23 protein-coding genes are annotated in these 23,659 nt (G+C 63.0%); 10 read left to right on the top strand and 13 right to left on the bottom strand.

The window, feature by feature from the left end:
- Positions 1-22: 22 nt before the first annotated feature.
- The 7 genes from MESCI2_RS0115795 to MESCI2_RS0115830 all read right to left on the bottom strand — a co-directional run bounded on the left by MESCI2_RS0115795 (position 23) and on the right by MESCI2_RS0115830 (position 8,872).
- A complete protein-coding gene (locus tag MESCI2_RS0115795; RefSeq protein WP_027037438.1) occupies positions 23-3,010 on the bottom strand; it encodes a 2-oxoglutarate dehydrogenase E1 component in 2,988 nt (995 codons plus the stop codon).
- Positions 3,011-3,146: 136 nt separating this feature from the next.
- On the bottom strand, positions 3,147-4,049 hold the full coding sequence (sucD, locus tag MESCI2_RS0115800; RefSeq protein WP_027037439.1) for a succinate--CoA ligase subunit alpha: 903 nt from the start codon (positions 4,047-4,049) through the stop codon (positions 3,147-3,149).
- A gap of 41 nt (positions 4,050-4,090) precedes the next feature.
- Positions 4,091-4,462 carry a cupin domain-containing protein gene (locus MESCI2_RS0115805; protein WP_027037440.1) on the bottom strand — a complete coding sequence of 124 codons (372 nt, stop codon included), beginning with the start codon at positions 4,460-4,462 and terminating at the stop codon, positions 4,091-4,093.
- A 4-nt stretch (positions 4,463-4,466) separates the two neighbouring features.
- Positions 4,467-5,660 (bottom strand): ADP-forming succinate--CoA ligase subunit beta, encoded by a 1,194-nt coding sequence (gene sucC / locus MESCI2_RS0115810; protein ID WP_027037441.1) that lies wholly within the window; start codon positions 5,658-5,660, stop codon positions 4,467-4,469.
- 46 nt (positions 5,661-5,706) lie between these two features.
- Positions 5,707-6,675 (bottom strand): malate dehydrogenase, encoded by a 969-nt coding sequence (gene mdh, locus MESCI2_RS0115815; RefSeq protein ID WP_013528846.1) that lies wholly within the window; start codon positions 6,673-6,675, stop codon positions 5,707-5,709.
- 404 nt (positions 6,676-7,079) lie between these two features.
- Positions 7,080-8,279, bottom strand: coding sequence for a cell division protein ZapE (gene zapE, locus MESCI2_RS0115825; RefSeq protein WP_027037442.1), 1,200 nt, complete (start codon positions 8,277-8,279; stop codon positions 7,080-7,082).
- A gap of 53 nt (positions 8,280-8,332) precedes the next feature.
- Positions 8,333-8,872 carry a protease inhibitor Inh/omp19 family protein gene (locus MESCI2_RS0115830; protein ID WP_023811288.1) on the bottom strand — a complete coding sequence of 180 codons (540 nt, stop codon included), beginning with the start codon at positions 8,870-8,872 and terminating at the stop codon, positions 8,333-8,335.
- Positions 8,873-9,134: 262 nt separating this feature from the next.
- Between MESCI2_RS0115830 and MESCI2_RS0115835 the strand changes: the two genes are divergently transcribed.
- From MESCI2_RS0115835 to MESCI2_RS0115870, 8 genes are all read left to right on the top strand, one after another.
- Positions 9,135-10,154: an MBL fold metallo-hydrolase gene (locus tag MESCI2_RS0115835; RefSeq protein WP_027037443.1), complete on the top strand. Its 1,020-nt coding sequence runs from the start codon at positions 9,135-9,137 to the stop codon at positions 10,152-10,154.
- A gap of 83 nt (positions 10,155-10,237) precedes the next feature.
- A complete protein-coding gene (locus MESCI2_RS1000000136890) occupies positions 10,238-10,399 on the top strand; it encodes a DUF1328 family protein (RefSeq protein WP_013528842.1) in 162 nt (53 codons plus the stop codon).
- 96 nt (positions 10,400-10,495) lie between these two features.
- Positions 10,496-11,380, top strand: a complete 885-nt coding sequence (dapF, locus tag MESCI2_RS0115845; RefSeq protein WP_027037444.1) for a diaminopimelate epimerase — start codon at positions 10,496-10,498, stop codon at positions 11,378-11,380.
- Positions 11,380-12,693, top strand: a complete 1,314-nt coding sequence (mtaB, locus tag MESCI2_RS0115850; RefSeq protein ID WP_027037445.1) for a tRNA (N(6)-L-threonylcarbamoyladenosine(37)-C(2))-methylthiotransferase MtaB — start codon at positions 11,380-11,382, stop codon at positions 12,691-12,693. Before dapF ends, mtaB begins: the two co-directional genes overlap by 1 nt.
- Before the next feature lie 12 nt (positions 12,694-12,705).
- Positions 12,706-14,499, top strand: coding sequence for a signal recognition particle-docking protein FtsY (gene ftsY / locus MESCI2_RS0115855; protein ID WP_027037446.1), 1,794 nt, complete (start codon positions 12,706-12,708; stop codon positions 14,497-14,499).
- A gap of 62 nt (positions 14,500-14,561) precedes the next feature.
- Positions 14,562-15,236 (top strand): septation protein A, encoded by a 675-nt coding sequence (locus MESCI2_RS0115860; protein ID WP_027037447.1) that lies wholly within the window; start codon positions 14,562-14,564, stop codon positions 15,234-15,236.
- 94 nt (positions 15,237-15,330) lie between these two features.
- Positions 15,331-15,951, top strand: a complete 621-nt coding sequence (locus MESCI2_RS0115865; RefSeq protein WP_027037448.1) for a pyridoxamine 5'-phosphate oxidase family protein — start codon at positions 15,331-15,333, stop codon at positions 15,949-15,951.
- A 36-nt stretch (positions 15,952-15,987) separates the two neighbouring features.
- Positions 15,988-16,518, top strand: a complete 531-nt coding sequence (locus tag MESCI2_RS0115870) for an NADPH-dependent FMN reductase (RefSeq protein WP_027037449.1) — start codon at positions 15,988-15,990, stop codon at positions 16,516-16,518.
- Positions 16,519-16,543: 25 nt separating this feature from the next.
- Here the strand turns inward: MESCI2_RS0115870 and MESCI2_RS0115875 are convergent, their stop codons facing one another.
- Positions 16,544-16,750, bottom strand: coding sequence for a tautomerase family protein (locus tag MESCI2_RS0115875; RefSeq protein ID WP_023811297.1), 207 nt, complete (start codon positions 16,748-16,750; stop codon positions 16,544-16,546).
- 173 nt (positions 16,751-16,923) lie between these two features.
- Positions 16,924-17,844 (bottom strand): SMP-30/gluconolactonase/LRE family protein, encoded by a 921-nt coding sequence (locus MESCI2_RS0115880; RefSeq protein WP_027037450.1) that lies wholly within the window; start codon positions 17,842-17,844, stop codon positions 16,924-16,926.
- 261 nt (positions 17,845-18,105) lie between these two features.
- On the opposite strand from MESCI2_RS0115880, the gene MESCI2_RS1000000136895 reads away from it, so the two are divergent.
- A complete protein-coding gene (locus MESCI2_RS1000000136895; protein WP_081738754.1) occupies positions 18,106-18,273 on the top strand; it encodes a hypothetical protein in 168 nt (55 codons plus the stop codon).
- Positions 18,274-18,429: 156 nt separating this feature from the next.
- Here the strand turns inward: MESCI2_RS1000000136895 and MESCI2_RS0115890 are convergent, their stop codons facing one another.
- The 4 genes from MESCI2_RS0115890 to ccmA form a co-directional block, all read right to left on the bottom strand.
- A complete protein-coding gene (locus MESCI2_RS0115890) occupies positions 18,430-19,008 on the bottom strand; it encodes a DsbE family thiol:disulfide interchange protein (protein WP_027037451.1) in 579 nt (192 codons plus the stop codon).
- Entirely contained in the window at positions 19,005-19,172 is a 168-nt protein-coding gene (ccmD, locus tag MESCI2_RS0115895; RefSeq protein ID WP_027037452.1) for a heme exporter protein CcmD, read from the bottom strand. The genes MESCI2_RS0115890 and ccmD overlap by 4 nt, the downstream gene beginning before the upstream one ends.
- Positions 19,173-19,306: 134 nt before the next feature.
- Complete coding sequence (gene ccmB / locus MESCI2_RS0115900; RefSeq protein ID WP_027037453.1) at positions 19,307-19,972, bottom strand: heme exporter protein CcmB; 666 nt, start codon at positions 19,970-19,972, stop codon at positions 19,307-19,309.
- 46 nt (positions 19,973-20,018) lie between these two features.
- Positions 20,019-20,627 (bottom strand): heme ABC exporter ATP-binding protein CcmA, encoded by a 609-nt coding sequence (ccmA, locus tag MESCI2_RS0115905; RefSeq protein WP_027037454.1) that lies wholly within the window; start codon positions 20,625-20,627, stop codon positions 20,019-20,021.
- Between the two features lie 280 nt (positions 20,628-20,907).
- Here ccmA and acnA point away from each other — a divergent pair, with 280 nt between their 5' ends.
- Positions 20,908-23,598, top strand: coding sequence for an aconitate hydratase AcnA (acnA, locus tag MESCI2_RS0115910; RefSeq protein WP_027037455.1), 2,691 nt, complete (start codon positions 20,908-20,910; stop codon positions 23,596-23,598).
- The last annotated feature ends 61 nt before the right edge of the window (positions 23,599-23,659 follow it).

Here is a 23,659-nt window from a genome sequence, read left to right on the forward strand (position 1 = left end):
CTGTTATTCGCCCAGATCTTCTCTATTCACCAAGCGCGTCTTCGAGCAAGGCGGCGAGCTGGGCGAGATGCTTCGACATCAGTCCGGTCGCCGGCGAGGCGGCGGCCGGACGGCCGGTGTAGCGCACCCGCTGATGCTTGGCGTCGATATGCGCCAGCACCCATTCCAGATACGGGTCGATGAACGACCAGGCGCCCATGTTCTTGGGCTCCTCCTGGCACCACACCATCTCGGCATTGCGGAACCGCGACAGTTCGGTGATCAGCGCCTTGGCCGGAAACGGATAAAGCTGCTCGACGCGCAGCAGATAGATGTCGTTGATGCCGCGCTTCTCGCGCTCCTCATAGAGGTCGTAATAGACCTTGCCCGAACACAGCACGACGCGGCGGATCTTGGAATCCTTGACCAGCTTGATCGCTTGTCCGGAAAGCAGCTGCGCATCGTCCCACAGCAACCGGTGGAATGAGCTTTCGCCCGAGATTTCCGGCAGCGTCGACACTGCCCGCTTGTGGCGCAGCAGCGACTTCGGCGTCATCAGGATCAGCGGCTTGCGGAAGTCGCGCTTCAGCTGCCGGCGCAATATGTGGAAGTAGTTGGCCGGCGTCGTGCAGTTGGCCACTTGCATGTTGTCTTCGGCGCAAAGCTGCAGGAAGCGTTCGAGCCGGGCCGAGGAATGTTCCGGGCCCTGGCCTTCATAGCCGTGCGGCAACAGGCACACGAGGCCCGACATTCTGAGCCACTTGCGTTCGCCCGACGAGATAAACTGGTCGAACACCACCTGGGCGCCGTTGGCGAAGTCGCCGAACTGCGCTTCCCACAAGGTCAGCGCCTTGGGCTCGGCCAGACTGTAGCCATATTCGAAGCCCAGCACCGCCTCTTCCGACAGCATCGAGTTGATGACTTCGTAGCCGGCTTGAGCCGCCGACAGATTGTTGAGCGGGATGTAGCGGGTCTCGTCACGCTGGTCGTAAAGGACCGAATGGCGCTGCGAGAAGGTGCCGCGTTCGGAATCCTGCCCCGACAGGCGGATCGGATTGCCGTCGAGCAGGATGGCGCCGAAGGCCAGCGCCTCGGCCGTCGACCAGTCGATGCCTTCGCCCGACTCGATCGCCTGGCGGCGGTTTTCGAGGAAGCGGATGATCGTCTTGTGCGCCTCGAAATCCTTCGGCACCTCGGTCAGCTTCTTGCCGATTTCCTTCAGCGTCTTGACCGGCACGGCGGTCTTGCCGCGCCTTTGTTCGTCCTGGTTGTCGGCGGTGCGCAGGCCCGACCAGGCGCCGTCGAGCCAGTCGGCCTTGTTGGGCTTGTAGTGCTGTCCGACTTCCCATTCGGATTCGAGATGCGCGCGCCAGTCGGCCTTGAGCTGGTCTAGCTCGGCCTGGGTGAGGTGACCCTCGGCGATCAGCCGGTCGCCATAGATCTGCACCGTCGTCTTGTGGGTGCGGATGTTGCGATACATGATCGGCTGGGTGAAGGCCGGTTCGTCGCCCTCATTGTGGCCGAAGCGGCGGTAGCAGAACATGTCGACCACAACGGGCTTGTGGAACTTCATGCGGAATTCGATGGCCACCTTGGTAGCATGCACCACGGCTTCCGGATCGTCGCCATTGACGTGGAAGATCGGCGCTTCGATCATCTTGGCGACGTCGGACGGGTACGGCGACGAGCGCGAGAAGCGCGGATTGGTGGTGAAGCCGATCTGGTTGTTGATGATGAAATGCAGCGTGCCGGCGACGCGGTGGCCGCGCAGGCCGGACAGGCCGAGGATTTCGGCGATCACGCCCTGGCCGGCGAAGGCGGCGTCGCCATGCAGCAGCAGCGGCAGCACCTTGGCGCGCTCTTCCAACGGCACGATTTCCTCGCGGCTGCGGCCGAACAGATAATCCTGCTTGGCGCGCGCCTTGCCCATCACCACCGGATCGACGATTTCCAGATGCGAGGGATTGGCGGTCAGGGACAGATGCACCTTGTTGCCGTCGAATTCGCGGTCCGACGAAGCGCCCAGATGGTACTTGACGTCGCCCGAACCCTCGACCTCGTCAGGTGCGGCCGAGCCGCCCTTGAACTCATGGAAGATGGCACGGTGCGGCTTGGCCATCACCTGGGAAAGCACGTTCAGCCGGCCGCGATGCGCCATGCCGAGCACGATCTCCTTCATGCCGAGCTGGCCGCCGCGCTTGACGATCTGCTCCAGCGCCGGGATCAGCGCTTCACTGCCATCAAGGCCGAAGCGCTTGGTGCCCTTGTACTTGACGTCGATGAACTGCTCGAAGCCTTCGGCCTCGACCAGCTTCTGCAGGATCGCCTTCTTGCCGGTGGCGGTAAAGGTGATCTCCTTGTCGGCACCCTCGATGCGCGCCTGGATCCAGGCCTTTTCCTCAGGGTCCGAAATATGCATGAACTCGACGCCGAGCGTCGAGCAATAGGTGCGGGTCAGGATTTCCAGCATCTGCCGGATGGTGCCGAATTCAAGCCCGAGCACATTGTCGAGGAAGATCGGACGGTCATAGTCGGCAGCGGTGAAGCCGTAATTTTCCGGCGACAGCTCGTTGTAGTCCTCGAGCGGCTTGGCGATGCCGAGCGGATCGAGGTTGGCGTGCAGATGGCCGCGCATGCGGTAGGCGCGGATCATCATGATGGCGCGCACCGAATCGCGCGTCGCCTGGTGCACGTCGGCATCGGACAGGACGACGCCGTTGGTGACCGCCTTGTCCTTGACCTTCTTTTCGATCGTCTTCTCGACGATGCCCCAATTGCCGTCGAGCGCCGACACCAGTTCGCCATTGGCCTGCAGCGGCCAGGAGGGCTTGGCCCAGGAGGCGCCCTTGGCGTTCCTGCGCACATCGCCGGCATCGTCCTTCAGCCCGGCGAAGAACTCCTGCCATTCGGGATTGACCGAGGCTGGATCGTCCTCATAGGCGGCATAGAGCGCGTCTATGTAGTCGGCGTTGCCGCCATAGAGGAATGAGGTGAGCGAAAACTGGTCGTTGGCCTGATCTTGTCTTGCCATTTTTGTCCGCGGAGCCTGGCTCCGTCTCCTGTTTTTGGAGGGGAGTAGGGGAATAAGGGAATAGGGAAGTAGGGCTTTTTGCCGCTGCTATTTTCCCTACTGCCCTACTGCCCTACTCCCTTACTCCCCTATTCCCTTACCCTTTGATCGCCTCGACCAAGGTTGTGCCCAGCCTTGCCGGCGAAGGCGAAACTTTTATCCCGGCCGATTCCATCGCCGCGATCTTGTCTTCGGCGCCGCCCTTGCCGCCGGAGATGACCGCGCCCGCGTGACCCATGGTGCGGCCGGCCGGCGCCGTGCGCCCGGCGATGAAGCCGGCCATCGGCTTTTTGCGGCCGCGCTTGGCTTCGTCCTTGAGGAACTGCGCGGCGTCTTCCTCGGCCGAACCGCCGATCTCGCCGATCATGATGATCGACTTGGTCTCGTCGTCGGCGAGGAACATCTCGAGCACGTCGATGAACTCGGTGCCCTTGACGGGGTCGCCGCCAATGCCGACGGCGGTGGTCTGGCCGAGGCCGACATTGGTGGTCTGGAACACGGCCTCATAGGTAAGTGTTCCCGAGCGCGAAACAACGCCGACCGAGCCCTTGCGGAAGATGTTTCCGGGCATGATGCCGATCTTGCATTCGTTGGGCGTCAGCACCCCCGGGCAGTTCGGCCCGATCAGCCGCGACGTCGAGCGGTCGAGCCTGGCCTTGACCCTGATCATGTCCATCACCGGGATGCCTTCGGTGATGCAGATGATCAGCGGGATCTCGGCCTCGATCGCTTCGAGGATGGCCTCGGCGGCACCCGCCGGCGGCACATAGACGACGGACGCATTGGCACCGGTCTTTTCCTTGCCCTCGGCGACCGTGGCGAAGATCGGCAGGCTTTCGCCCTTCGCGCCGGTCCACGTCTCGCCACCCTTCTTGGGATGGATGCCACCGACCATTTTCGTGCCGTGATAAGCCAGCGCCTGCTCAGTGTGGAACGTGCCGGTCTTGCCGGTCAGGCCCTGCACCAGCACCTTGGTGTTCTTGTCGACGAGGATGGACATGGGAGCCCTTTTCTAAAAACCGTTGATCGAGGAAAACATGGTCAGAGCCGCTTCAGATCAGCGACCGTGAGGTCGCTCTTGGCATTGCCGGTGTTGAGCGTCGTTGCCGGCTCGAACATCAGCACCACGGGCTCAACGGTCAGCGAACGCGGCCGGTGTTCGACGCCGCGCGGCACGACGATGAAATCGCCCTCGCCGAGTTCGACCGGGCCGTCGCGGAAATCGATGGCGATACGCCCACGCAGCACGAGGAAGGCTTCGTCCTCATTGTCATGCGCATGCCAGTCGAACATCTCGCCGAACTTGGCGACCTTAGCCTGACTGTCGTTGACGTCGCCGGCGATATGCGGATCGAAAACCTTGGTGATGGTCCGATCCGCCGCCTCGACGAGGTTTATCTTGCGCGGAGGCATCCGCTCAGCCCTTCACCGCCGCCACGATCTTCTTGGCTGCGTCGTCGAGATCATCGGCCGACACCACGTTGAGGCCGCTATCGTTGATGATCTTCTTGCCGAGCTCGGCGTTGGTGCCTTCCAGGCGCACCACCAGCGGCACTTCCAGGCCGACTTCCTTGACCGCGGCAATGACGCCCTCGGCAATGATGTCGCATTTCATGATGCCGCCGAAGATGTTGATCAGGATGCCCTTGACCGCCGGATCCCTGGTGATGATCTTGAACGCCGCCGTCACCTTCTCCTTCGACGCGCCGCCGCCGACATCGAGGAAGTTGGCGGGCTCGGCGCCATAGAGCTTGATGATGTCCATCGTCGCCATGGCAAGCCCGGCGCCGTTGACCATGCAGCCTATATTGCCGTCGAGCGCGACATAGGCGAGGTCGTATTTCGACGCCTCGATCTCCTTCTCGTCCTCTTCGGTGGTGTCGCGTAGTTCGAGCACATCGGGGTGACGGAACAGCGCGTTGTTGTCGAACGACACTTTTGCGTCGAGCACGCGCAGCCGGCCGTTTTTCATGACGATCAGCGGGTTGACCTCGAGCAGGCTCATGTCCTTCTCGACGAAGGCCTTGTAGAGGATCGGGAACAGCGTATCGCCGTCCTTGGCCGCATCGCCGTCGAGCTTGAGCGCGCCATTGAGCGCCTTCAGGTCGGCTGCGGTGACGCCCTTTTCCGGATCGATGGCGACGGTGATGATCTTTTCGGGCGTGTCATGGGCAACCGCCTCGATGTCCATGCCGCCTTCGGTCGAGACGACGAAGGCAATGCGGCCGACCGAACGGTCGACCAGGATGGACAGATAGAGCTCGCGTTCAATGTCGGCACCGTCCTCGATGTAGAGGCGGTTGACCTGCTTGCCGGCCGGGCCGGTCTGCTTGGTCACCAGCGTGTTGCCAAGCATCTCGTTGGCGTTGGCGACGACATCGGCCACCGACTTGGCCAGCCGCACGCCGCCCTTGGCGTCCGGGCCGAGCTCGGTGAATTTGCCCTTGCCGCGGCCGCCAGCATGGATCTGGCTCTTCACCACATAGAGCGGACCGGGCAGCGCCTTGGCGGCGGCTTCCGCTTCATCAGCCTTGAACACTGGCACGCCTTCGGCCACCGGTGCGCCGAACGACTTCAGCAGCGCCTTGCCCTGATACTCATGGATGTTCATCTGGATTGTCTCCGGATCGACTGCGGGGGGTTCACTTACTGGAGATTCATTTGGAGGCGAGTTGCGGCGCGATCTTGACGCAGGCCTCGGTCAGGCCCTGCACGGTCGCCACAGAGGAGTCGAACATCTTCTGCTCGCTCTTGTTGAGCTCGATCTCGATGATACGCTCGACGCCGCCGGCGCCGATCACCACGGGAACGCCGACATAGGTGTTCTTGACGCCATACTGGCCGGAGAGATACGCCGCGCAGGGCAGCACGCGCTTCTTGTCCTTGAGATAGGCTTCAGCCATCGAGATCGCCGAAGCGGCCGGCGCGTAATAGGCCGAACCGGTCTTGAGCAGGCCGACGATCTCGGCGCCGCCGTCGCGGGTGCGCTGCACGATCTGGTCGAGCTTCTCCTTCGAGGTCCAGCCCATCTTGATGAGGTCGGGCAGCGGAATGCCTGACACCGTCGAATAGCGGATCATCGGCACCATGGAATCGCCGTGGCCGCCGAGCACGAAGGCGGTGACGTCCTCGACCGAGACCTTGAATTCCTCCGCCAGGAAATAGCGGAAGCGCGCGCTGTCGAGCACGCCGGCCATACCGACGACATGGCTGTTGGGCAGGCCTGAGAACTTCTGCAGCGCCCAGACCATGGCGTCGAGCGGGTTTGTGATGCAGATGACGAAGGCCTTCGGCGCATACTTCTTCAGCCCGGCGCCGACCTGTTCCATGACCTTGAGGTTGATGCCCAAGAGGTCGTCGCGGCTCATGCCGGGCTTGCGCGGCACGCCGGCGGTGACGATGCAGACGTCGGCGCCTTCGATGCCGGCATAGTCGTTGATGCCGGTGAGCCTGGAGTCGAAGCCATCGACAGGCGACGACTGCGCGATATCGAGCCCCTTGCCCTGCGGGATACCTTCAGCAATATCGAACAGCACCACGTCGCCGAGGTCCTTGAGGCCGATCATGTGAGCGAGCGTGCCGCCGATCATGCCAGAGCCGATAAGCGCTATCTTGTTGCGTGCCATGTGAGGATGTTTTCCCTTTGTCGGTGACGACGTCTCAAATCTCTGCTGACTTGATGGCGGCGTCGAAGAAGAGGCCGGAATGCTGCGGGGAACCGCGAATTTTCGCCGCACCCAATAGCCCCGGCACGGAAAAAATTCAAACGATTATTTTGGTGTCAGTGTTTTCAATCGGTTAGATCATTTGGGATTTACGTAAACGTCAAAGTTTGTAAGCCGACTTGGGAAGAAATAGCCGAGGAAGATGGAAATCGTAAGGCTGGATGCGGTAATGACGCCCTTGTGATGGCGGTCGCCAAGGATGTGTTCGACGAGCAGGTCAGGCCGGATCGCTGGCTTGACAACACAGAGCCCTTGATCGTGCTGGCGAGATAGAGGCGCTCGAAGGAACGGTACGGATCCGATTTCTAGGCCTGCGCCTGCTGTGCCTCTGGCGCCGGCTTCCCTTTCTGCCGCTCCGCCCAATCCTCCAGCCAGTCGCGGCTTTGCATCTCGATCAGCCGCGATGCGGTGCGCTCGAACTCGAAGACTTCCACGCCGCGCTTGGCTGCATAAAGCGCTTGCGGCGGCGCTTCCGCGCTCACCACCAGCCGCACATGATGGTCGTAGAGCGTGTCGATCAGAAGGATGAAGCGCTTGGCCTCGTTGCGCTTGCCTTCGCCGAGCACCGGGACGTGGTCGATGAAAATGGTTGAGAAGCGCCCGGCGATCGCCAGGAAATCGCGCGCGCCAAGCGGCTTCTCGCAGAGATCGGCGAAGGAGAACCGCGCCGCATCGCCCGCCGCACGCGGCACGATCACCTGCCGTCCTTTGAGGGCAATCGATGTCTCGGCGGTCGGCGCGCTCCGCGTCATGGCTTGCCAGGCCTCGTCGAGTAGCTGGTCCGCCGCCGCATCGGCTGGCGTCACATAGACCGGTGTCCGGGCGAGCTTTTCCAGCCGGTAGTCCTTGTCGGCATCGAGCGCCAGCACCTGTGTGTGCCGCTCCAGTATGCGGATGAAGGGCAGGAAAAGCTGGCGGTTCAGCCCGTCGCTGTAGAGGTTCTCCGGCGCCACATTCGAGGTGGCGACCAGCACCACGCCGCTGGCAAACAGCGCCGAAAACAACCTGGACAGGATCATCGCGTCGGCAATGTCGGTGACCGAGAACTCGTCGAAGCACAGCACCCAGGCTTGCTCGGCAAGCGCCTTGGCCACCGGCGGGATCGGGTCGTCTTCCCTGACGTCGCCATTCTTGCGCGCCTGCCGGTGCTTCTGGATACGGTCCTGCACGTCGGCCATGAAGTCGTTGAAGTGGACGCGGCGCTTGCGCCGCACCGGCAGCAAGTCGAAGAACATGTCCATCAGCATGGTCTTGCCGCGACCGACGCCGCCATGGATGTAGAGGCCTTTGACGGCCTCATGCGTCTCGCGCTTGCGGGCGAACAGCCAGCCCAGCGCGCTCGACTTATGCGCCAGCCGCTTGGCCGAAATCTCATCGGTCAGCCGGTCGAGCGCCGCAACGATCCGTTCCTGCGCCGGATCGCGGTCGATCGTACCGGTTTCCACCAGATGGTCGTAGCGCTGCCTGACGGTCGCATGGGTCTGGAGGCCGTCACGCAGATGCATCGGTCACGTCGTTCTGGAGCAATTCCGGGAACCGGAATTGCGTAAAACAAAAACTATCTCGTAAGCGAAATCGGCTGGCCGTTGGAAGTCTGGCCGTCGAATTTCGAGCCGCCCGAGGAATAGAGCCGCGCCAGCGCACCGCCGCTCTCGTCATAGAGCGTCAGCTGTTTGCCGGCGACGTTCCACGACTTGATGCCGTCCATCGGCGCCGGGCAATGCAGCGGCCCGGCGCGGAAGCCGGCGCCGAATTTGGTCTGCGGTGTCGCCACCTTGCAGCTCTGGCCCGCAACGCTGGCGTTCCAGACACCGGCAACGCTGGCGGCGGTCACGTCCGAAGCGCCGGCCGGCGCCGAGCCGTCCGAAGGCAGCGCGGCGACCTGCGTGTTCGCCGGAGCGGTCGGGAATTGCGAAGGGTCGGTGGTGCCTGGCGATGCCGGCGGCGGCAGTTGGTTCGCCGTCACCTTGCCGGCGGGCGCGGCCTCCAGCGGTGCCGGCTGCTGGTCATCCATCGAGGAAAAACGTGAGGTCGAACAGCCGCTCGCAACGAGCGCCGCCAGCGATACGGCCACCAGACCGGTTTTCGAAAAAGTCATTCCAACCTCCGTCGGATCCGGCTGGGGGGAAGCCGTCCGCACAATCTCACCCCCACCAAGATGGAGAAGGTGGCGAAATTTCAACCCGATATGGTTAAAATACAGTTTGCAGCAAGAATTGTTGCAAATTTATCGCAATCGCGACGGCTGACCGCTTGTCGTGCGTCGCTTGGGAGTTCCGGTCAACACTTCGTCGGTGGACGCTTGCGCGAACCGCCTTAGCGCCTATGTCTGGAAAACGAAACCCTGCTGGAGCCGCAAATTGGCCGCGAGAAAAACTGCCGCCAATCGCTATTACAGCGGCCCGCCCAGCGACCATTTCGACGGCGCATTGTTCTTCAATCCCGACGGCCAGCCACCCGGCCGTTTCGCCGACCTGCTGAAATGGCAGTTGAATGGCCAGCGCTCGAAATGGCCGGCGAGCGATGCAAGCCCATTTCCGCAGGCGAAACCGACGGCTCGGGTCGAGGGCGCTGCGCTGGAAGTGACCATGGTTGGTCATTCCACCTTGCTGGTCCAGACGGCCGGTCTGAACATTCTTACCGATCCGGTGTGGTCGCTGCGCGCGTCGCCGCTTTCCTTCGCCGGACCAAAACGCATCAATGCGCCAGGCATCGCCTTTGCCGACCTGCCGCCGATCGACTTCGTGCTGGTCAGCCACAACCACTATGACCATCTCGACCTCGCCACGTTGAAGCGGCTGAAGGCCGGCCACAACCCGCTGGTGCTCACCCCGCTCGGCAACGATACCCTGATCGGCCATGCGGTTCCCGGCATGCGGCTGTCGGCGCATGACTGGGGTGACAGGGTCGAAATCGGCAATGGAGTCGCCGTCCATGTCGAACCGGTGCATCACTGGTCGGCGCGCGGCGCCCGCGACCGGCGCATGGCGCTGTGGGCCGGCTTCGTCGTCGAAACGCCTGACAGCAAGCTCTATTTCGCTGGCGACACCGGCTTCCACAATGGCATCAACTACCGGCTGATGGCCGACAAACATGGCGGTTTTCGCTTCGCTATCCTGCCGATCGGCGCCTATGAGCCGCGCTGGTTCATGGCGCCGCAGCACCAGAATCCGGAGGAGGCGGTGCAAGGCATGAGGCTGTGCAATGCCGCCCATGCCGCCGGCTGCCACTGGGGCACTTTCCAGCTCACCGACGAACCGATCGACGAGCCGGCGCGAAAATTGACCGAAGCGCTTGACGATCAAGGCATCCCACGGCAGCGCTTTCGCGCCTTGCGGCCCGGTGAGGTCTGGGACGTGCCTGAGCACATAGCGCCCTGATCCGCATCGGTTTCGACGGAACCCCAGCGCGGCAACCGCGTTTTCAAGTGGTTGAAAAATCTGTCGGTTTGCGAGGCATTGCCATGCTCAAATGGATCATCATTCTCCTGATCGTCGCCGCCGCAGCCAGCCTGCTCGGCATGCCGGCGCTGGCAGGTGCCGCCGCCACCGGTGCGCGCATCCTTATCGGCATCGTTCTGATCATCTTCCTGCTGGTGGTACTGGGCATTTTCGCCGTCACGTAAGTCCGGCGCTTTCGCCGTGACCAAGCGGCTGCGCACTGGTAATTCCTGCCCGTTTCCGCCATATAGCGCCAAACGGACACGGAATTTTTCGGAGCAATGGCCAGCACTGCCCCTTTCGCCAAGATGAACGGCATCGGCAACGAGATCATCGTTGCTGATATGCGTGGCCGTGCCGATCGGGTGGCGGCGGCGGCGGCGATTGCGCTGAACGCCGATTCTGCGACCAGCTTCGACCAGATCATGGCGATCCACGATGCCAGGACGCCGGGCACCGCCTTTTTCATCGACATATTGAACTCCGACGGAACCGGCGCGCAGGCCTGCGGCAATGGCATGCGCTGCGTCGTCCAGGCGCTCGCCGCCGAGACCGGCCAGAAGACCTTCACCTTCGAAACCGTGGCGGGCATCCTCAATGCGCGCGAACATGCCGATGGTTCGATCTCGGTCGACATGGGCACGCCGCGCTTCGGCTGGCAGGACATTCCGCTGGCCGAGGAATTCCGCGACACCCGCATGATCGAGCTGCAGATCGGCCCGATCGACGCGCCGGTGCTGCATTCACCCTCGGTCGTCTCGATGGGTAACCCGCACGCCATCTTCTGGGTCGACCGCGACGTCTGGTCCTATGAGCTCGACCGCTTCGGCCCGCTGCTCGAGAACCACCCGATGTTCCCCGAACGCGCCAACATAACCATCGCTCAGGTTACTTCGCCCGAAATCATGATCATCCGCACATGGGAGCGCGGCGCCGGCCTGACCAAGGCCTGTGGCTCGGCCTCCTGCGCGGCAGTGGTCGCAGCCGCCCGCACCAACCGGACCGGCCGCAGCGTCAGTCTGCTGACGCCAGGCGGCGGTACGCTGCATGTCGAATGGCGCGACGATGACCACGTGGTCCTGACGGGCGCTGCCGAATGGGAATTTTCCGGCAGCTTCGACCCGTCGATAGGGACATGGGCCCGCGACACCGAAAGCGCGGCCTGATGTCCGCTCTGCCCAAGAGCCCGATATCCCCGGGGATCGATGTCGTCACCTTCGGCTGCCGGCTGAACACCTATGAATCGCAGGTGATGCGGCGCGAGGCTGAAAGTGCCGGCCTGGGCGCGCTGGACGGCGGCGCCGTGATCTTCAACACCTGCGCTGTCACCGGCGAGGCAGTGCGCCAGGCCAAGCAGGCGATCCGCAGGGCGCGCCGCGACAACCCGCAGGCCCGCATCATCGTCACCGGCTGCGCCGCACAGACCGAGCCTGAAAAATTCGCCGCCATGGACGAGGTCGATCTCGTGCTTGGCAATGAGGAGAAGCTGAAGGCCAACTCTTATCGCGCGCTGCCGGATTTCGGCGTCAACGACACCGAGAAGGCGCGCGTCAACGATATCTTTTCGGTGCGTGAGACCGCAGGTCACATGGTCGACGCCATCGAGGGCCGGGCACGCGCTTTCGTCCAGGTGCAGAACGGCTGCGACCACCGCTGCACCTTTTGCATCATTCCCTACGGCCGCGGCAATTCGCGCTCGGTGCCGATGGGAGCCGTGGTCGAGCAGGTCAAGCGGCTCGCCGGCAACGGCTATGCCGAGATCGTTCTGACCGGCGTCGACATGACCAGTTTTGGGGCCGACCTTCCGGGCGCGCCGAAGCTTGGCAAATTGGTGAAAACGATCCTGAAACAGGTGCCCGATGTGAAGCGCCTGCGGCTGTCCTCCATCGATTCGATCGAGGCCGACGACGTTTTGCTCGACGCCATCGCCACGGAGCCACGGTTGATGCCGCATCTGCATCTGTCGCTGCAATCGGGCGACGACATGATCCTGAAGCGGATGAAGCGAAGGCATCTACGCGATCAGTCGATCCGCTTCTGCGAGGATATGCGCAAGCTGCGCCCCGGCATCGTCTTCGGCGCCGACATCATCGCCGGCTTCCCGACCGAGACCGACGAAATGTTCGAGAACTCGGAGAAAATCGTCGAGGAGTGTGGCCTGACCCATCTCCACGTCTTCCCCTTCAGCCCACGCAAAGGCACGCCCGCCGCGCGCATGCCGCAGCTGCGCCGCGAGGTGGTCAAGCAGCGCGCCGCCCGGCTGCGCGCCGCCGGTGAAGCTGCCTATGTCAGGCATCTGTCGTCGCTCACCGGTACGCGTCAGTCGATCCTGATCGAACGCGACGGCCTTGGCCGCACCGAGGGTTTTACGCTTGCCGCACTCGGCACGGGCGCACCGGGTGAGATCGTCGAGGCTGAGATATCAGGCCACGATGGTAGCAGGCTGATCGCGGCGCCCCTTGCCGCCCGCGCCGCCTGAGAAACGCAAAGCATGGCTGGTTTTTTCAAGAAGATATTTTCGTTCGGCAAGAAAGAGATTGTCGAGGAGCGGATCGACGAGACCGCCCCGCTGCCGCCGATCAAATGGGAAGCACTCGATGCTCTGAAGCCGGCGGCCGAACAGGTCGTTCCGGAGTTCTTGAAGCGCGACGAGCCGCGGCCCGAGGCGGAAACGGCGCCGGCGCCGGCCGAGCCGGAGGTAATTCCTGCGCCGCAGCCGGCGCCTGTCGAGGAGCCGGTGCCCGAGCCGGAGCCAACCATCCCGCCAGCACCGGAGCCGACTGTTCCCTCCGAGCCGGAACCGCTACCGGAGCCCGAGCCACAAGAAGAACCAGCGCCCGAGACGCCAGCCGAGCCGCCGGCGCCCGAGGAGATACCAACACCTCCCGCCGTTCCGGAGCCTGCTCCCGAACCGCAGCCGCAAGAAGTCCCTGCTCCGGCGCCGGCCGAGCCGGAGATCGTTCCGTCGCGGCCGGAAAAGCAGCCGGAGCCGACCCCGGTCGAAGTGCCGACGCCTATCGAGGTTCCGGCAGAAACACCAGCGCCGATCGAGGTGCCGACACCGGCGCCGTCTCCTCTTCAGCCGTCTTCAGAGGTCGACGCCGCCCCTCATCCGCCTGCCGGCACCTTCTCCACGTATAGTGACGGGGGGAAGGGCGAAGTTTCAGCGCCGACGCCCGAAGCCCCGACTGCCGAAATCGCACCTCCCATTCGCCAGCTTGCGCCGATCGAATCGCAGCCGGTCATTGCGGAAATCGCGCCCGAGCCGCAACCCGCGCCGGAGCCGAAAGCCGCCCCCGGCAAGGTGACCGTCACCAAGAAGGTCGAGCAGAAGGCCGAGCCGCAGAAGGCGCCCGAATTGGCACCGAGGCGCTCCTGGTTCCAGCGCATGAAGGACGGGCTTGCCCGCTCCTCCAAGGAACTCACCGGCAACATTGCCGGCGTCTTCACCAAGCGCAAGCTGGACGAAGAGACTTTGCAGGACCTCGAGGATGTGCTGATCCGCGCCGATCTCGGCATGGAGACGGCCTTGCGCGTTACCGATGCGCTGGCCGCCAGCCGCTACGGCAAGGACGTCTCCGACACCGAGGTCCGCGCCATCATGGCGGCCGAGGTGGAAAAGGTGCTGACCCATGTCGCCATGCCGCTGGAGCTCGACCTTTCACACAAGCCCCATGTCATCCTGGTGGTCGGCGTCAACGGCACCGGCAAGACCACCACGATCGGTAAGCTCGCCGCCAAGCTGACCGATGGCGGCCTGTCGGTGATGCTCGCCGCCGGCGACACCTTCCGCGCCGCGGCGATCGAGCAATTGAAGATCTGGGGCGAGCGGACGAAATCGCCGGTGATCGCCTCCAAGCTCGGCGCCGATGCCGCGGGACTGGCCTATGACGCCTTCGAACGGGCAAAGGAAGCCGGTTCCGACGTGCTGATCATCGACACCGCCGGCCGCCTGCAGAACAAGACCGAACTGATGGCCGAACTCGAGAAGATCGTCCGCGTGCTCGGCAAGCTCGATCCGGAAGCACCGCACACCGTGCTGCAGACGGTCGACGCCACCACCGGCCAGAACGCGCTCAACCAGGTCGAGATCTTCCGCAATATCGCCGGCGTCAACGGCCTGGTGATGACCAAGCTGGACGGCACGGCGCGCGGCGGTATTCTGGTGGCGATCGCGGCAAAGCACAAATTGCCGGTCTATTTCATCGGCGTCGGCGAACAGGTCGACGACCTCGAACCTTTCTCGGCAAGCGAATTCGCCAGGGCGATCGCTGGAGTGGCCTAACAAGCATGTCCCAAAAAGGTGCAGCCTTTTTGGATTCGGATCATGCACAAGAAAGAGATTCCATGAACCCACCCATTCTCGAACGCGATCCGTCGGACCCGCAGAAGCAGAAGAAGGAAGGCGTCAATCCGCTGCTCAAGCTGGTGCTGGAGCTGGGTCCGTTGATGGTGTTCTTCTTCGCCAATGCGCGCGGCGGATGGCTGGTGCAGAAATTCCCTGTTCTGGCCGAGTTCGGCGGGCCGATTTTCGTCGCCACCGGGCTGTTCATGGCCGCCACGGCAATCGCCCTGATCGCCTCGTGGCTGCTCACCCGCACCTTGCCGATCATGCCGATGGTGTCGGGCGTCGTCGTCTTCATCTTCGGCGCGCTGACGCTCTATCTGCAGGACGACATCTTCATCAAGATGAAGCCGACCATCGTCAACACGCTGTTCGGAGGCGTGCTGCTCGGCGGCCTCTACTTCGGCAAGTCGCTGCTTGGCTATGTCTTCGATTCGGCCTTCAGCCTCGACGCCGAAGGCTGGCGGAAACTGACCTTCCGCTGGGGCCTGTTCTTCCTGTTCCTGGCCATCGTCAATGAGGTGGTGTGGCGCAATTTTTCCACCGATGCCTGGGTTACTTTCAAGGTCTGGGGCATCATGCCGATCACGCTTCTGTTCACCTTCAGCCAGATGCCGCTGATCCTGCGTCATTCACTCGAGGACAAGGCCGGCAAAGAAGAGAAGGCCGGGAAATAGAGCAGTTCCAGGAGAGTGTCCGGAGCTGCGTCAAAACAAAGGGAAACAGCGGTTCTGCGTTCGTGAGACAATGAACCGTTTTGGGGAGAGGGACATGGATTTCATCACCACGCGCGACCAGTTGAGGACGATCTACAAGACGCCACGGCCGACCGATGGTTCTATCCGCAAGGAGCTGAAAAAACTTGACGGCCATTGCCGCTCCTTCATCGGCAAGAGCCCGTTCGTGCTGATCGGCTCGTCCGACGGTGCCGGCAATGCCGATGTGACGCCGAAGGGCGACAAACCGGGCTTTGCCACCGTTCTCGACGACACCACCATCGCCATTCCCGACCGGCCCGGCAACAACCGGCTCGACACGCTGGAGAACATTCTCCTCAATCCCTCGGTCGGGCTGCTCTTCCTCATTCCCGGCATGAACGAGACGCTGCGCGTCAACGGCGATGCCCGCATCACCGTCGACGCAAATTTTCGCGAACGGCTCGCCGTCGACGGCAGGGAGCCGCAAAGCGTTGTCGTGGTCAGCGTCAAGGCCGCCTACATGCACTGCGCAAAAGCCTTCATGCGCTCGGACCTGTGGAAGCCGGAAACCTGGTACGACCGCGCGACGCTGCCGACGCTCGGCCAGATCATGCGCGATCAACTGGCGGTTGCCGATTCTGCCGAGGCGACCGATCGATGGCTCGACGAGGAGTACAAGAAGACGATGTGGTAGGTTTTTCGACCCACGATTCGTCCTGACTGGTCCATCTTGCTGAACATTCTTGCCATTTCCGGAAGCCTGCGCGCGGCTTCCACCAATTCGGCGCTGCTCGCAGCACTGGCGCGCAACACACCGCCCGGCTGCCGCGTCACCGTCCATGACGGGCTTGGCGGTCTGCCGATCTTCAATCCCGACGATGAAGGCGAGCGGACACCGCTCGAAGCCTCCAAGCTGATCGATGCCGTCACCCGAGCCGACGGCGTGATCGTCTCCTGTCCGGAATATGCCCATGGCGTGCCGGGCGGGCTGAAGAACGGGCTCGACTGGCTGGTCTCGCGCGACGCCGCCGTCGCCAAGCCGGCCATGCTGGTGCACGCCTCGCCGCGCTCGCTGTTCGCTCGCGCCGCCCTGGTCGAGATCATGCGCACCATGTCGTTCGCGCTTTGCGACGATGTGCTGGAGATTGCACTGCTCGGCAAGAAGCCGCCGGAGGTGGCGGGCATCCTCGACGAGCCGGCGAACCGGCAGGCGATGCATGATGCGCTGAATGCCTTCGCGGAGTTTATCCGCTCGCGTTGAGCGGCGGCCATCCCACACCTTCGAGCTAGCCCTTTCGCAGCGTCTCCACATCAGTCTTGCCAACGTACCAATCGCGCGCGTTGACCTCTTCAAAAACCACCCAGACATCGTCGTTGCTCAGCCCGGTGGCGTCCATGATGGCTGCAGTGACCTTCTTGGCGATATCCGCCTTCTTGCCCGCCGGATCGGCTGATATCACTTCCTTGACGATGCGGATGTTGACGAATGGCATTTTGTCCTCCCCTTCGATTTGTTGACTGTCGCTAGACTGTTTCGAAATTCGCTCTGGCGAGTCATATGGTGGTGGTTTCGAGAACCGGAGCGGAGCGGACATTTGGGTCCGTGAGCACCGGAAGCGCAGAAAACGCCATCAGATGGCCGCCAGAGTAGAATTTCCAAACAGTCTCAGTAAGTCTTGGCGCCGTTGACCATCAGCCGCACCATGTAGAGCGACGTGGTGCCGGCGATGTAGAGGCAATTCAGCTTGTTGCCGCCGAACACGCAATTGGCGGTGACTTCCGGTACCTTGACCTTGCCGATCAGCGTGCCGTCCGGATCGTAGCAATGGATGCCGTCGGCGGCACTCGTCCAGATGCGGCCGTCCTCGTCGAGCCTGAAGCCGTCGAACAGGCCGGCCGTGCAGTCGGCGAAGATTTTCTCGCCCGAAACTTTCTTGCCGCCCTTGCCGACATTGAACACCCGCATATGCGCCGGATTCTGCGCGCCATGCGTGCGGCCGGTATCGACGACATAAAGCTTGCTCTCGTCGAGCGAGAAGGCCAGGCCGTTGGGCCTGACCATGTCGGTGATGACGGCTTCGACCTCGCCGGTGCCGGGATCGACCCGGTAGACATGGCAGGCGCCGATTTCGCTCTCGGCCCTGTCGCCCTCATAGTCGGTGTCGATGCCGTAGCTCGGATCGGTGAACCAGATCGAGCCGTCGGACTTCACCACCGCGTCGTTGGGCGAATTCAGCCGCTTGCCCTTCCATTTGGCCGCGATCGTGGTGACCGAGCCGTCGAACTCGGTGCGGCTGACGCGGCGGCCTGAATGCTCGCAGGTGATCAGCCGGCCCTGCCGGTCGACGCTGTTGCCGTTCGAATTGCCGGACGGCTGCCGGAAGACGCTGACATTGCCGTCGGTCTCGTCATAGCGCAGCATGCGATTGTTGGGGATGTCGGACCAGACGACATAGCGGCCGGCGGCGAACCAGGCTGGCCCCTCCGCCCACTGGCATCCTGTGAACAGCTTCTCGACCTGCGCGTTGCCGTTGAACAGGCGCGCGAAGCGCGGATCGAGAATTTCATAATAGTCTGCGGCCGCCATGCTTTTCCTCCCGGCATCAATGACAGGGATCAAGCCAGCCGTAGGGACAGAAGGCAATGTGGGTACGCACAGTGTCCCACAAAAGATCGCTTGCCGGCTCTGCGCATGACGTTAGCGCCGCATTAACCGGCTATGCGTCCAGCGCAATGGTGCATTGCAACATCTTCTTTTTGCAATGCACCATTACTATGTCATGCTTCGTATCGATCAAGGGAGGAAGAAAACCGCCGCCGAAATGCGGCGCCAAAAAGGAACCTTGCTATGATCCTCGACAGTCTCATGACCCGCGCTCGCAACAGCATTGCCAAGCGCAAGCACTACAACCGCCTTGTCGCCGAAATCGACAGCTTTTCCAGCCGCGATCTGGCCGACATGCGCGCCGACCGCTCGGAAATGCTCTACCAGGTCCACAAGCAGATCTACGGCTGATCTCAAATCCGATAAGACGCACGCCAAGGTGCGTTGAGATTCAGGTCAGGCCGAGACGAAAACGGTGGTTTCCGAGAACCGGAGCGGAGCGTACTTAAGTACGTGAGCACCGGAAGCGCAGGAAGCCGCCGTTTGCAGGCCGGCATCACCTGAATATCAACGTGCCGTCAGCGCCTTTTCGATCTGTGGCAGTAAGAGATCCCTCGCCGTCTCGGGCGTCAGCGGGCCGACATGTTTGTAGGCGATCTTGCCATCCTTGCCGATGACGAAGGTTTCCGGCACACCGTAGACGCCCCAGTCGATCGCCGCGCGGCCCGCTTCGTCGACCCCTATCGCCTGGAACGGATTGCCGAGATCGCCGAGGAACCGGCGTGCGTTTTCCGGCCGGTCCTTGTAGTTCAGCGCCGCCATGGTGAAACGCTTGTCCTGCGACAGCGCCAAAAGCACCGGGTGCTCTTCGCGGCATGGCGCGCACCACGACGCAAAGACGTTGACCAATGTGACCTTGCCGGCGAAGGTTTTCGAATCGAGCCCCGGCAGGTTTGAGCCCTCCAGCGCCGGCAGGCTGGTTTGCGGCGCAGGCAGGCCGATCAGGGCCGACGGCACTTCCGAAGCATCGCGTCCCGACAGCAGCTGCGACAGGAACAGTCCGGCCAGGCCGAGGAAGATCAACAGCGGCAACAGCACGAACAGGCGACGCGTGCGTGGCGGCGGCGTTTCCGTTTCGGTGCTCATGGCTTGGCGACCTTGTCGGAGCGCCGCCGCACTCCGGCCGCTTCCAGTTCGGCGAGTTCGCGCTTGCGTGCCCGCTGGTCGAGCAGGATCCACCCGATCAGCCCGATCAGCACCACAGCGGTGATGCCGTAGGCGGCGGTCACGTAAAGTGCATGCGCGCTCATGCGGCAGGCTCCGCTGACGTGCGGCCTTCCAAACCGATCATGTCGTCCAGTCTAGACATGCTTTTCCCTTAGCCTCGCTCGGTCGGCTTCGCAATCGGTCGCCGCGCCGCAGCCTTCGCGCTCATGCGTCCGCTTCAATCCGTGCCATGCTGCAGCGCCAGCGCCGCCGAGACCGGACCCAGCACGCCAAGAAACAAGGTCAGCGCGGCAAGAATGAGGAAGGGCTGCAGAAACGGATCGGGATTGGCCGTCGCCCCATAGCTTGCCGAAACGCCGAAGATCAGCACCGGAATGGTCAGTGGCAGCACCAGCACCGAGATCAGCAGCCCGCCACGCGGCAGCGCCACCGCCACCGCCGCACCGGCAGCACCGATGAAGGTGATTGCCGGCGTGCCGACCAAAAGGGTCAGCGCCGTGGCGCCGATGCCGAGCGGCTCCATGTTCATGAACAGCCCGAGCAGGGGGGCAGCGACCACTAGCGGCAGCACGCTGCCCGCCCAATGCGCCAGGCATTTCACCAGCACCGTCAAGGCCAGCATGTGGCGATCATTGCCAAGCACCAGGAGATCGAGCGAGCCGTCCTCGCGATCGGCCTGGAACAGCCGGTCGAGCCCGAGCAGACAGGACAGCAGCGCACCGATCCACAGGATCGCCGGCCCGATGCGGGCCAGCAGCTTCAGGTCCGGCCCTACTCCGAACGGGATGGTGGCGATGACGGCGAGGAAGAAGATGACCCCGGTCAGCGCCCCGCCGCCGGCACGGATGTTGAGGCGGATGTCGCGGGCGAAGAGGGCTAGCATGATGTGAAATGCCTTTGCCAAGGCACCCCGCCGTAGAGCGCCGACATCAACCGGCTTCCCCCATCATCAACCCCTTCGCCCCATCCAATCCAAGCGGCAGATGCGTCGCCGCGACAATCATCCCACCATCCGTGCAATGCCTCGTCATCAGCCCCGCGAACCGCGCCTCCGAAGCCTTGTCCAGCCCCGCCGTCGGCTCGTCCAGCAGCCACAATGGCCGGTGGCTGACCAGCAGTTTCGCGATCGCCGCGCGGCGTCGCTGCCCGGTCGATAGATAGCCGAACGGCAGGTGGCCGATGCCGCCAAGCCCGACGGTTTCAAGCGCCTCTTCGACGCCGAGCTGCCCATCGCCGTTGAAGTCGCGCCAGAAGCGCAAATTCTCCGCCACGCTGAGCGCCGGCTTCATTGCGTTCTGGTGGCCGAGGTAATGACAGGCCGAGGCAACAGACGGAAACGCTTCGCCGCCACCTTCAATCCTCACGCTGCCTTCCGCCAGCGGCAGCAGCCCGGCGATGACCCGCAGCAAGGTCGACTTGCCCGATCCGTTCGGCCCGGTGACGACAAGGGCTTGACCCTCCTTAAGGGCAAAGCCGATGCCGGAAAACACCGCGTCGCCGCCTCGCTCGCCGCCCAGATTTTCGGCGATCAGCCGCATTCCTCGCCTGCCCTGAAACCATGTGTCGCGGTCGCTGCCGCATCGCACAAAATTGCTTTCCAACTGTCTAGAACTATTCCAGAAAATTCTCTATATGCGGTGCATCCGTGCCAGCGGTCGGCACGGGAACAGAATTAGCGCCGAACCAGCGCACGCGCCGCCTTGAACGGCTCGGGTTGCTTGGGAACGGACAGCGGAAATGGCCGTACCCGCACCTTTGCGCGTGATTGCATGCCATCGGCGTCCGTTCCCTTTCAGGCTGAACAGACAAGGATCGCACGTGTCAAAATCCCTCGACAGTTTCAATTGCCGCCGCACGCTGACCGCAGGCGGCGCGGAGTATGCCTATTTCGACCTCATCGAGGCCGAGAAGAACGGCCTCACCGGCATCTCTCAGTTGCCCTATTCGATGAAGGTGCTGCTGGAAAACCTGCTGCGCAACGAGGACGGCCGCTCCGTCACCAAGGAATCGATCCAGGCGGTTGCCGGCTGGTTGACCGACAAGGGCACCGCCGGCGTCGAGATCGCCTATCGCCCGGCCCGCGTGCTGATGCAGGATTTCACCGGCGTTCCGGCCGTGGTCGACCTTGCCGCGATGCGCGACGCCATGGCCTCGCTCGGCGGCGACCCGCAGAAGATCAACCCGCTGGTGCCGGTCGACCTCGTCATCGACCATTCCGTCATCGTCGATGAATTCGGCACGCCGATGGCCTTCGCTCGCAATGTCGAGCTCGAATATGAGCGCAACGAGGAGCGCTACAAATTCCTCAAATGGGGCCAGCAGGCGTTCCGCAACTTCCGCGTCGTGCCGCCCGGCACAGGCATCTGCCACCAGGTCAACCTCGAATATCTCGGCCAGGTGGTATGGACCAACACCGAGGATGGCGAAACAACCGCCTATCCCGACACTTGCGTCGGCACCGATTCGCACACCACCATGATCAACGGCCTTGGCGTGCTCGGCTGGGGCGTCGGCGGCATTGAGGCTGAAGCCGCCATGCTCGGCCAGCCCGTCTCCATGCTTTTGCCTGAGGTGATCGGCTTCCGCCTCACCGGCAGGCTCAAAGAGGGCGTCACCGCCACCGACCTCGTGCTCACCGTCACCCAGATGCTGCGCAAGAAGGGCGTCGTCGGCAAGTTCGTCGAGTTCTTCGGGCCGGGCCTCTCCAACATGACGCTGGCCGACCGCGCCACCATCGGCAACATGGCGCCCGAATATGGCGCCACCTGCGGCTTCTTCCCGGTCGACTCGGAAACCATCCGCTATCTCACAATGTCCGGCCGCAGCGAGGACCGCATCGCGCTGGTCGAAGCCTATGCCAAGGCGCAAGGGTTGTGGCGTGAGACCGGCTCGACCGATCCGGTGTTCACCGATCTGCTCGAGCTGGAACTTGGCTCCGTCGTGCCGTCGATGGCCGGACCCAAGCGGCCCGAGGGCCGCGTCGCCCTGGAAGGCATTCCGGAAGGTTTCGCCAAGGCGATGGAGACCGAATACAAGAAGGCCGCCGAAATCTCCAAACGCTACGCAGTCGAAGGCACCGACCATGATCTCGGCCATGGCGACGTCGTCATCGCCGCCATCACTTCGTGCACCAACACCTCGAACCCGAGCGTGCTGATCGGCGCCGGCCTCCTGGCCCGCAACGCCAACCGCCTCGGTTTGAAGCAGAAGCCGTGGGTGAAGACTTCGCTGGCGCCGGGCAGCCAGGTGGTCGCCGAGTATCTGGAAAAATCCGGCCTGCAGAAGGAACTCGATCAGATCGGCTTCAACCTGGTCGGCTTCGGCTGCACCACCTGCATCGGCAATTCCGGCCCGCTGCCGGCGCCGATCTCGAAGACCATCAACGACAAGGGCCTGATCGCTGCCGCGGTCTTGTCCGGCAACCGCAACTTCGAAGGCCGCGTCTCGCCCGACGTGCAGGCCAACTATCTGGCCTCGCCGCCGCTGGTCGTCGCGCACGCGCTGGCCGGCACCGTCACCAAGGACCTGACCACCGAGCCGCTCGGCGAGGACAAGAACGGCGAGCCGGTCTACCTCAAGGATATCTGGCCGAGCTCGGCCGAGATCCAGGAGTTCATCGAGAAGAACGTCACCCGCGAGCTGTTCGCCCGCAAATATGCCGACGTCTTCAAGGGCGACGAGTACTGGCAGAACGTCAAGGCGCCGGAAGGCCAGACCTATGCCTGGGACGACAACTCGACCTATGTGCAGAACCCGCCCTATTTCGCCGGCATGACGTCAGGTTTCGGCAAGATCGGCGACATCAAGGGCGCCCGCGTGCTCGGCCTGTTCGGCGACAAGATCACCACCGACCACATTTCGCCGGCGGGTTCGATCAAGGCGGCCTCGCCGGCCGGCAAATACCTCACTGATCACGGTGTCGGCGTCGCCGACTTCAATCAGTACGGCACGCGGCGGGGCAATCACGAGGTAATGATGCGCGGCACCTTCGCCAACATCCGCATCCGCAACCACATGCTGGGCGAGAATGGCCGCGAGGGCGGCTACACCATCCACTACCCGTCGAAGGAAGAGGAATCGATCTACGACGCGGCGATGGAATACAAAAGGGAAGGCGTGCCGCTGGTCGTCTTCGCCGGCGTCGAATACGGCAACGGCTCGTCGCGCGACTGGGCGGCCAAGGGAACCAATCTCCTTGGTGTCCGCGCGGTCATCGCCCAGTCCTTCGAGCGCATCCATCGCTCGAACCTGGTCGGCATGGGCGTTATCCCCTTCGTCTTCGAGGAAGGCACCTCATGGGCATCGCTCAACCTCAAGGGAGACGAGCTGGTCGAGATCGACGGGCTGAGCACCATCAAACCGCGCCAGACGATGATCGCCAAGGTCACCTATGGCGACGGTACGGTGAAGAATGTGCCGATCATCTGCCGCATCGATACGCTGGATGAGCTCGATTACTTCAAGAACGGCGGCATCCTGCAATACGTGCTGCGCGATCTGGCAGCTTAGTACGGGAGTAAGGGAGTAGGTCAGTAAGGGAGTAGGGAAGGTGAAGACCTATTCCCCTATT

The sequence above is a fragment of the Mesorhizobium ciceri WSM4083 genome, from assembly GCF_000519305.1.
In the GTDB taxonomy this organism is placed as follows: Bacteria; Pseudomonadota; Alphaproteobacteria; order Rhizobiales; family Rhizobiaceae; genus Mesorhizobium; species Mesorhizobium ciceri_B.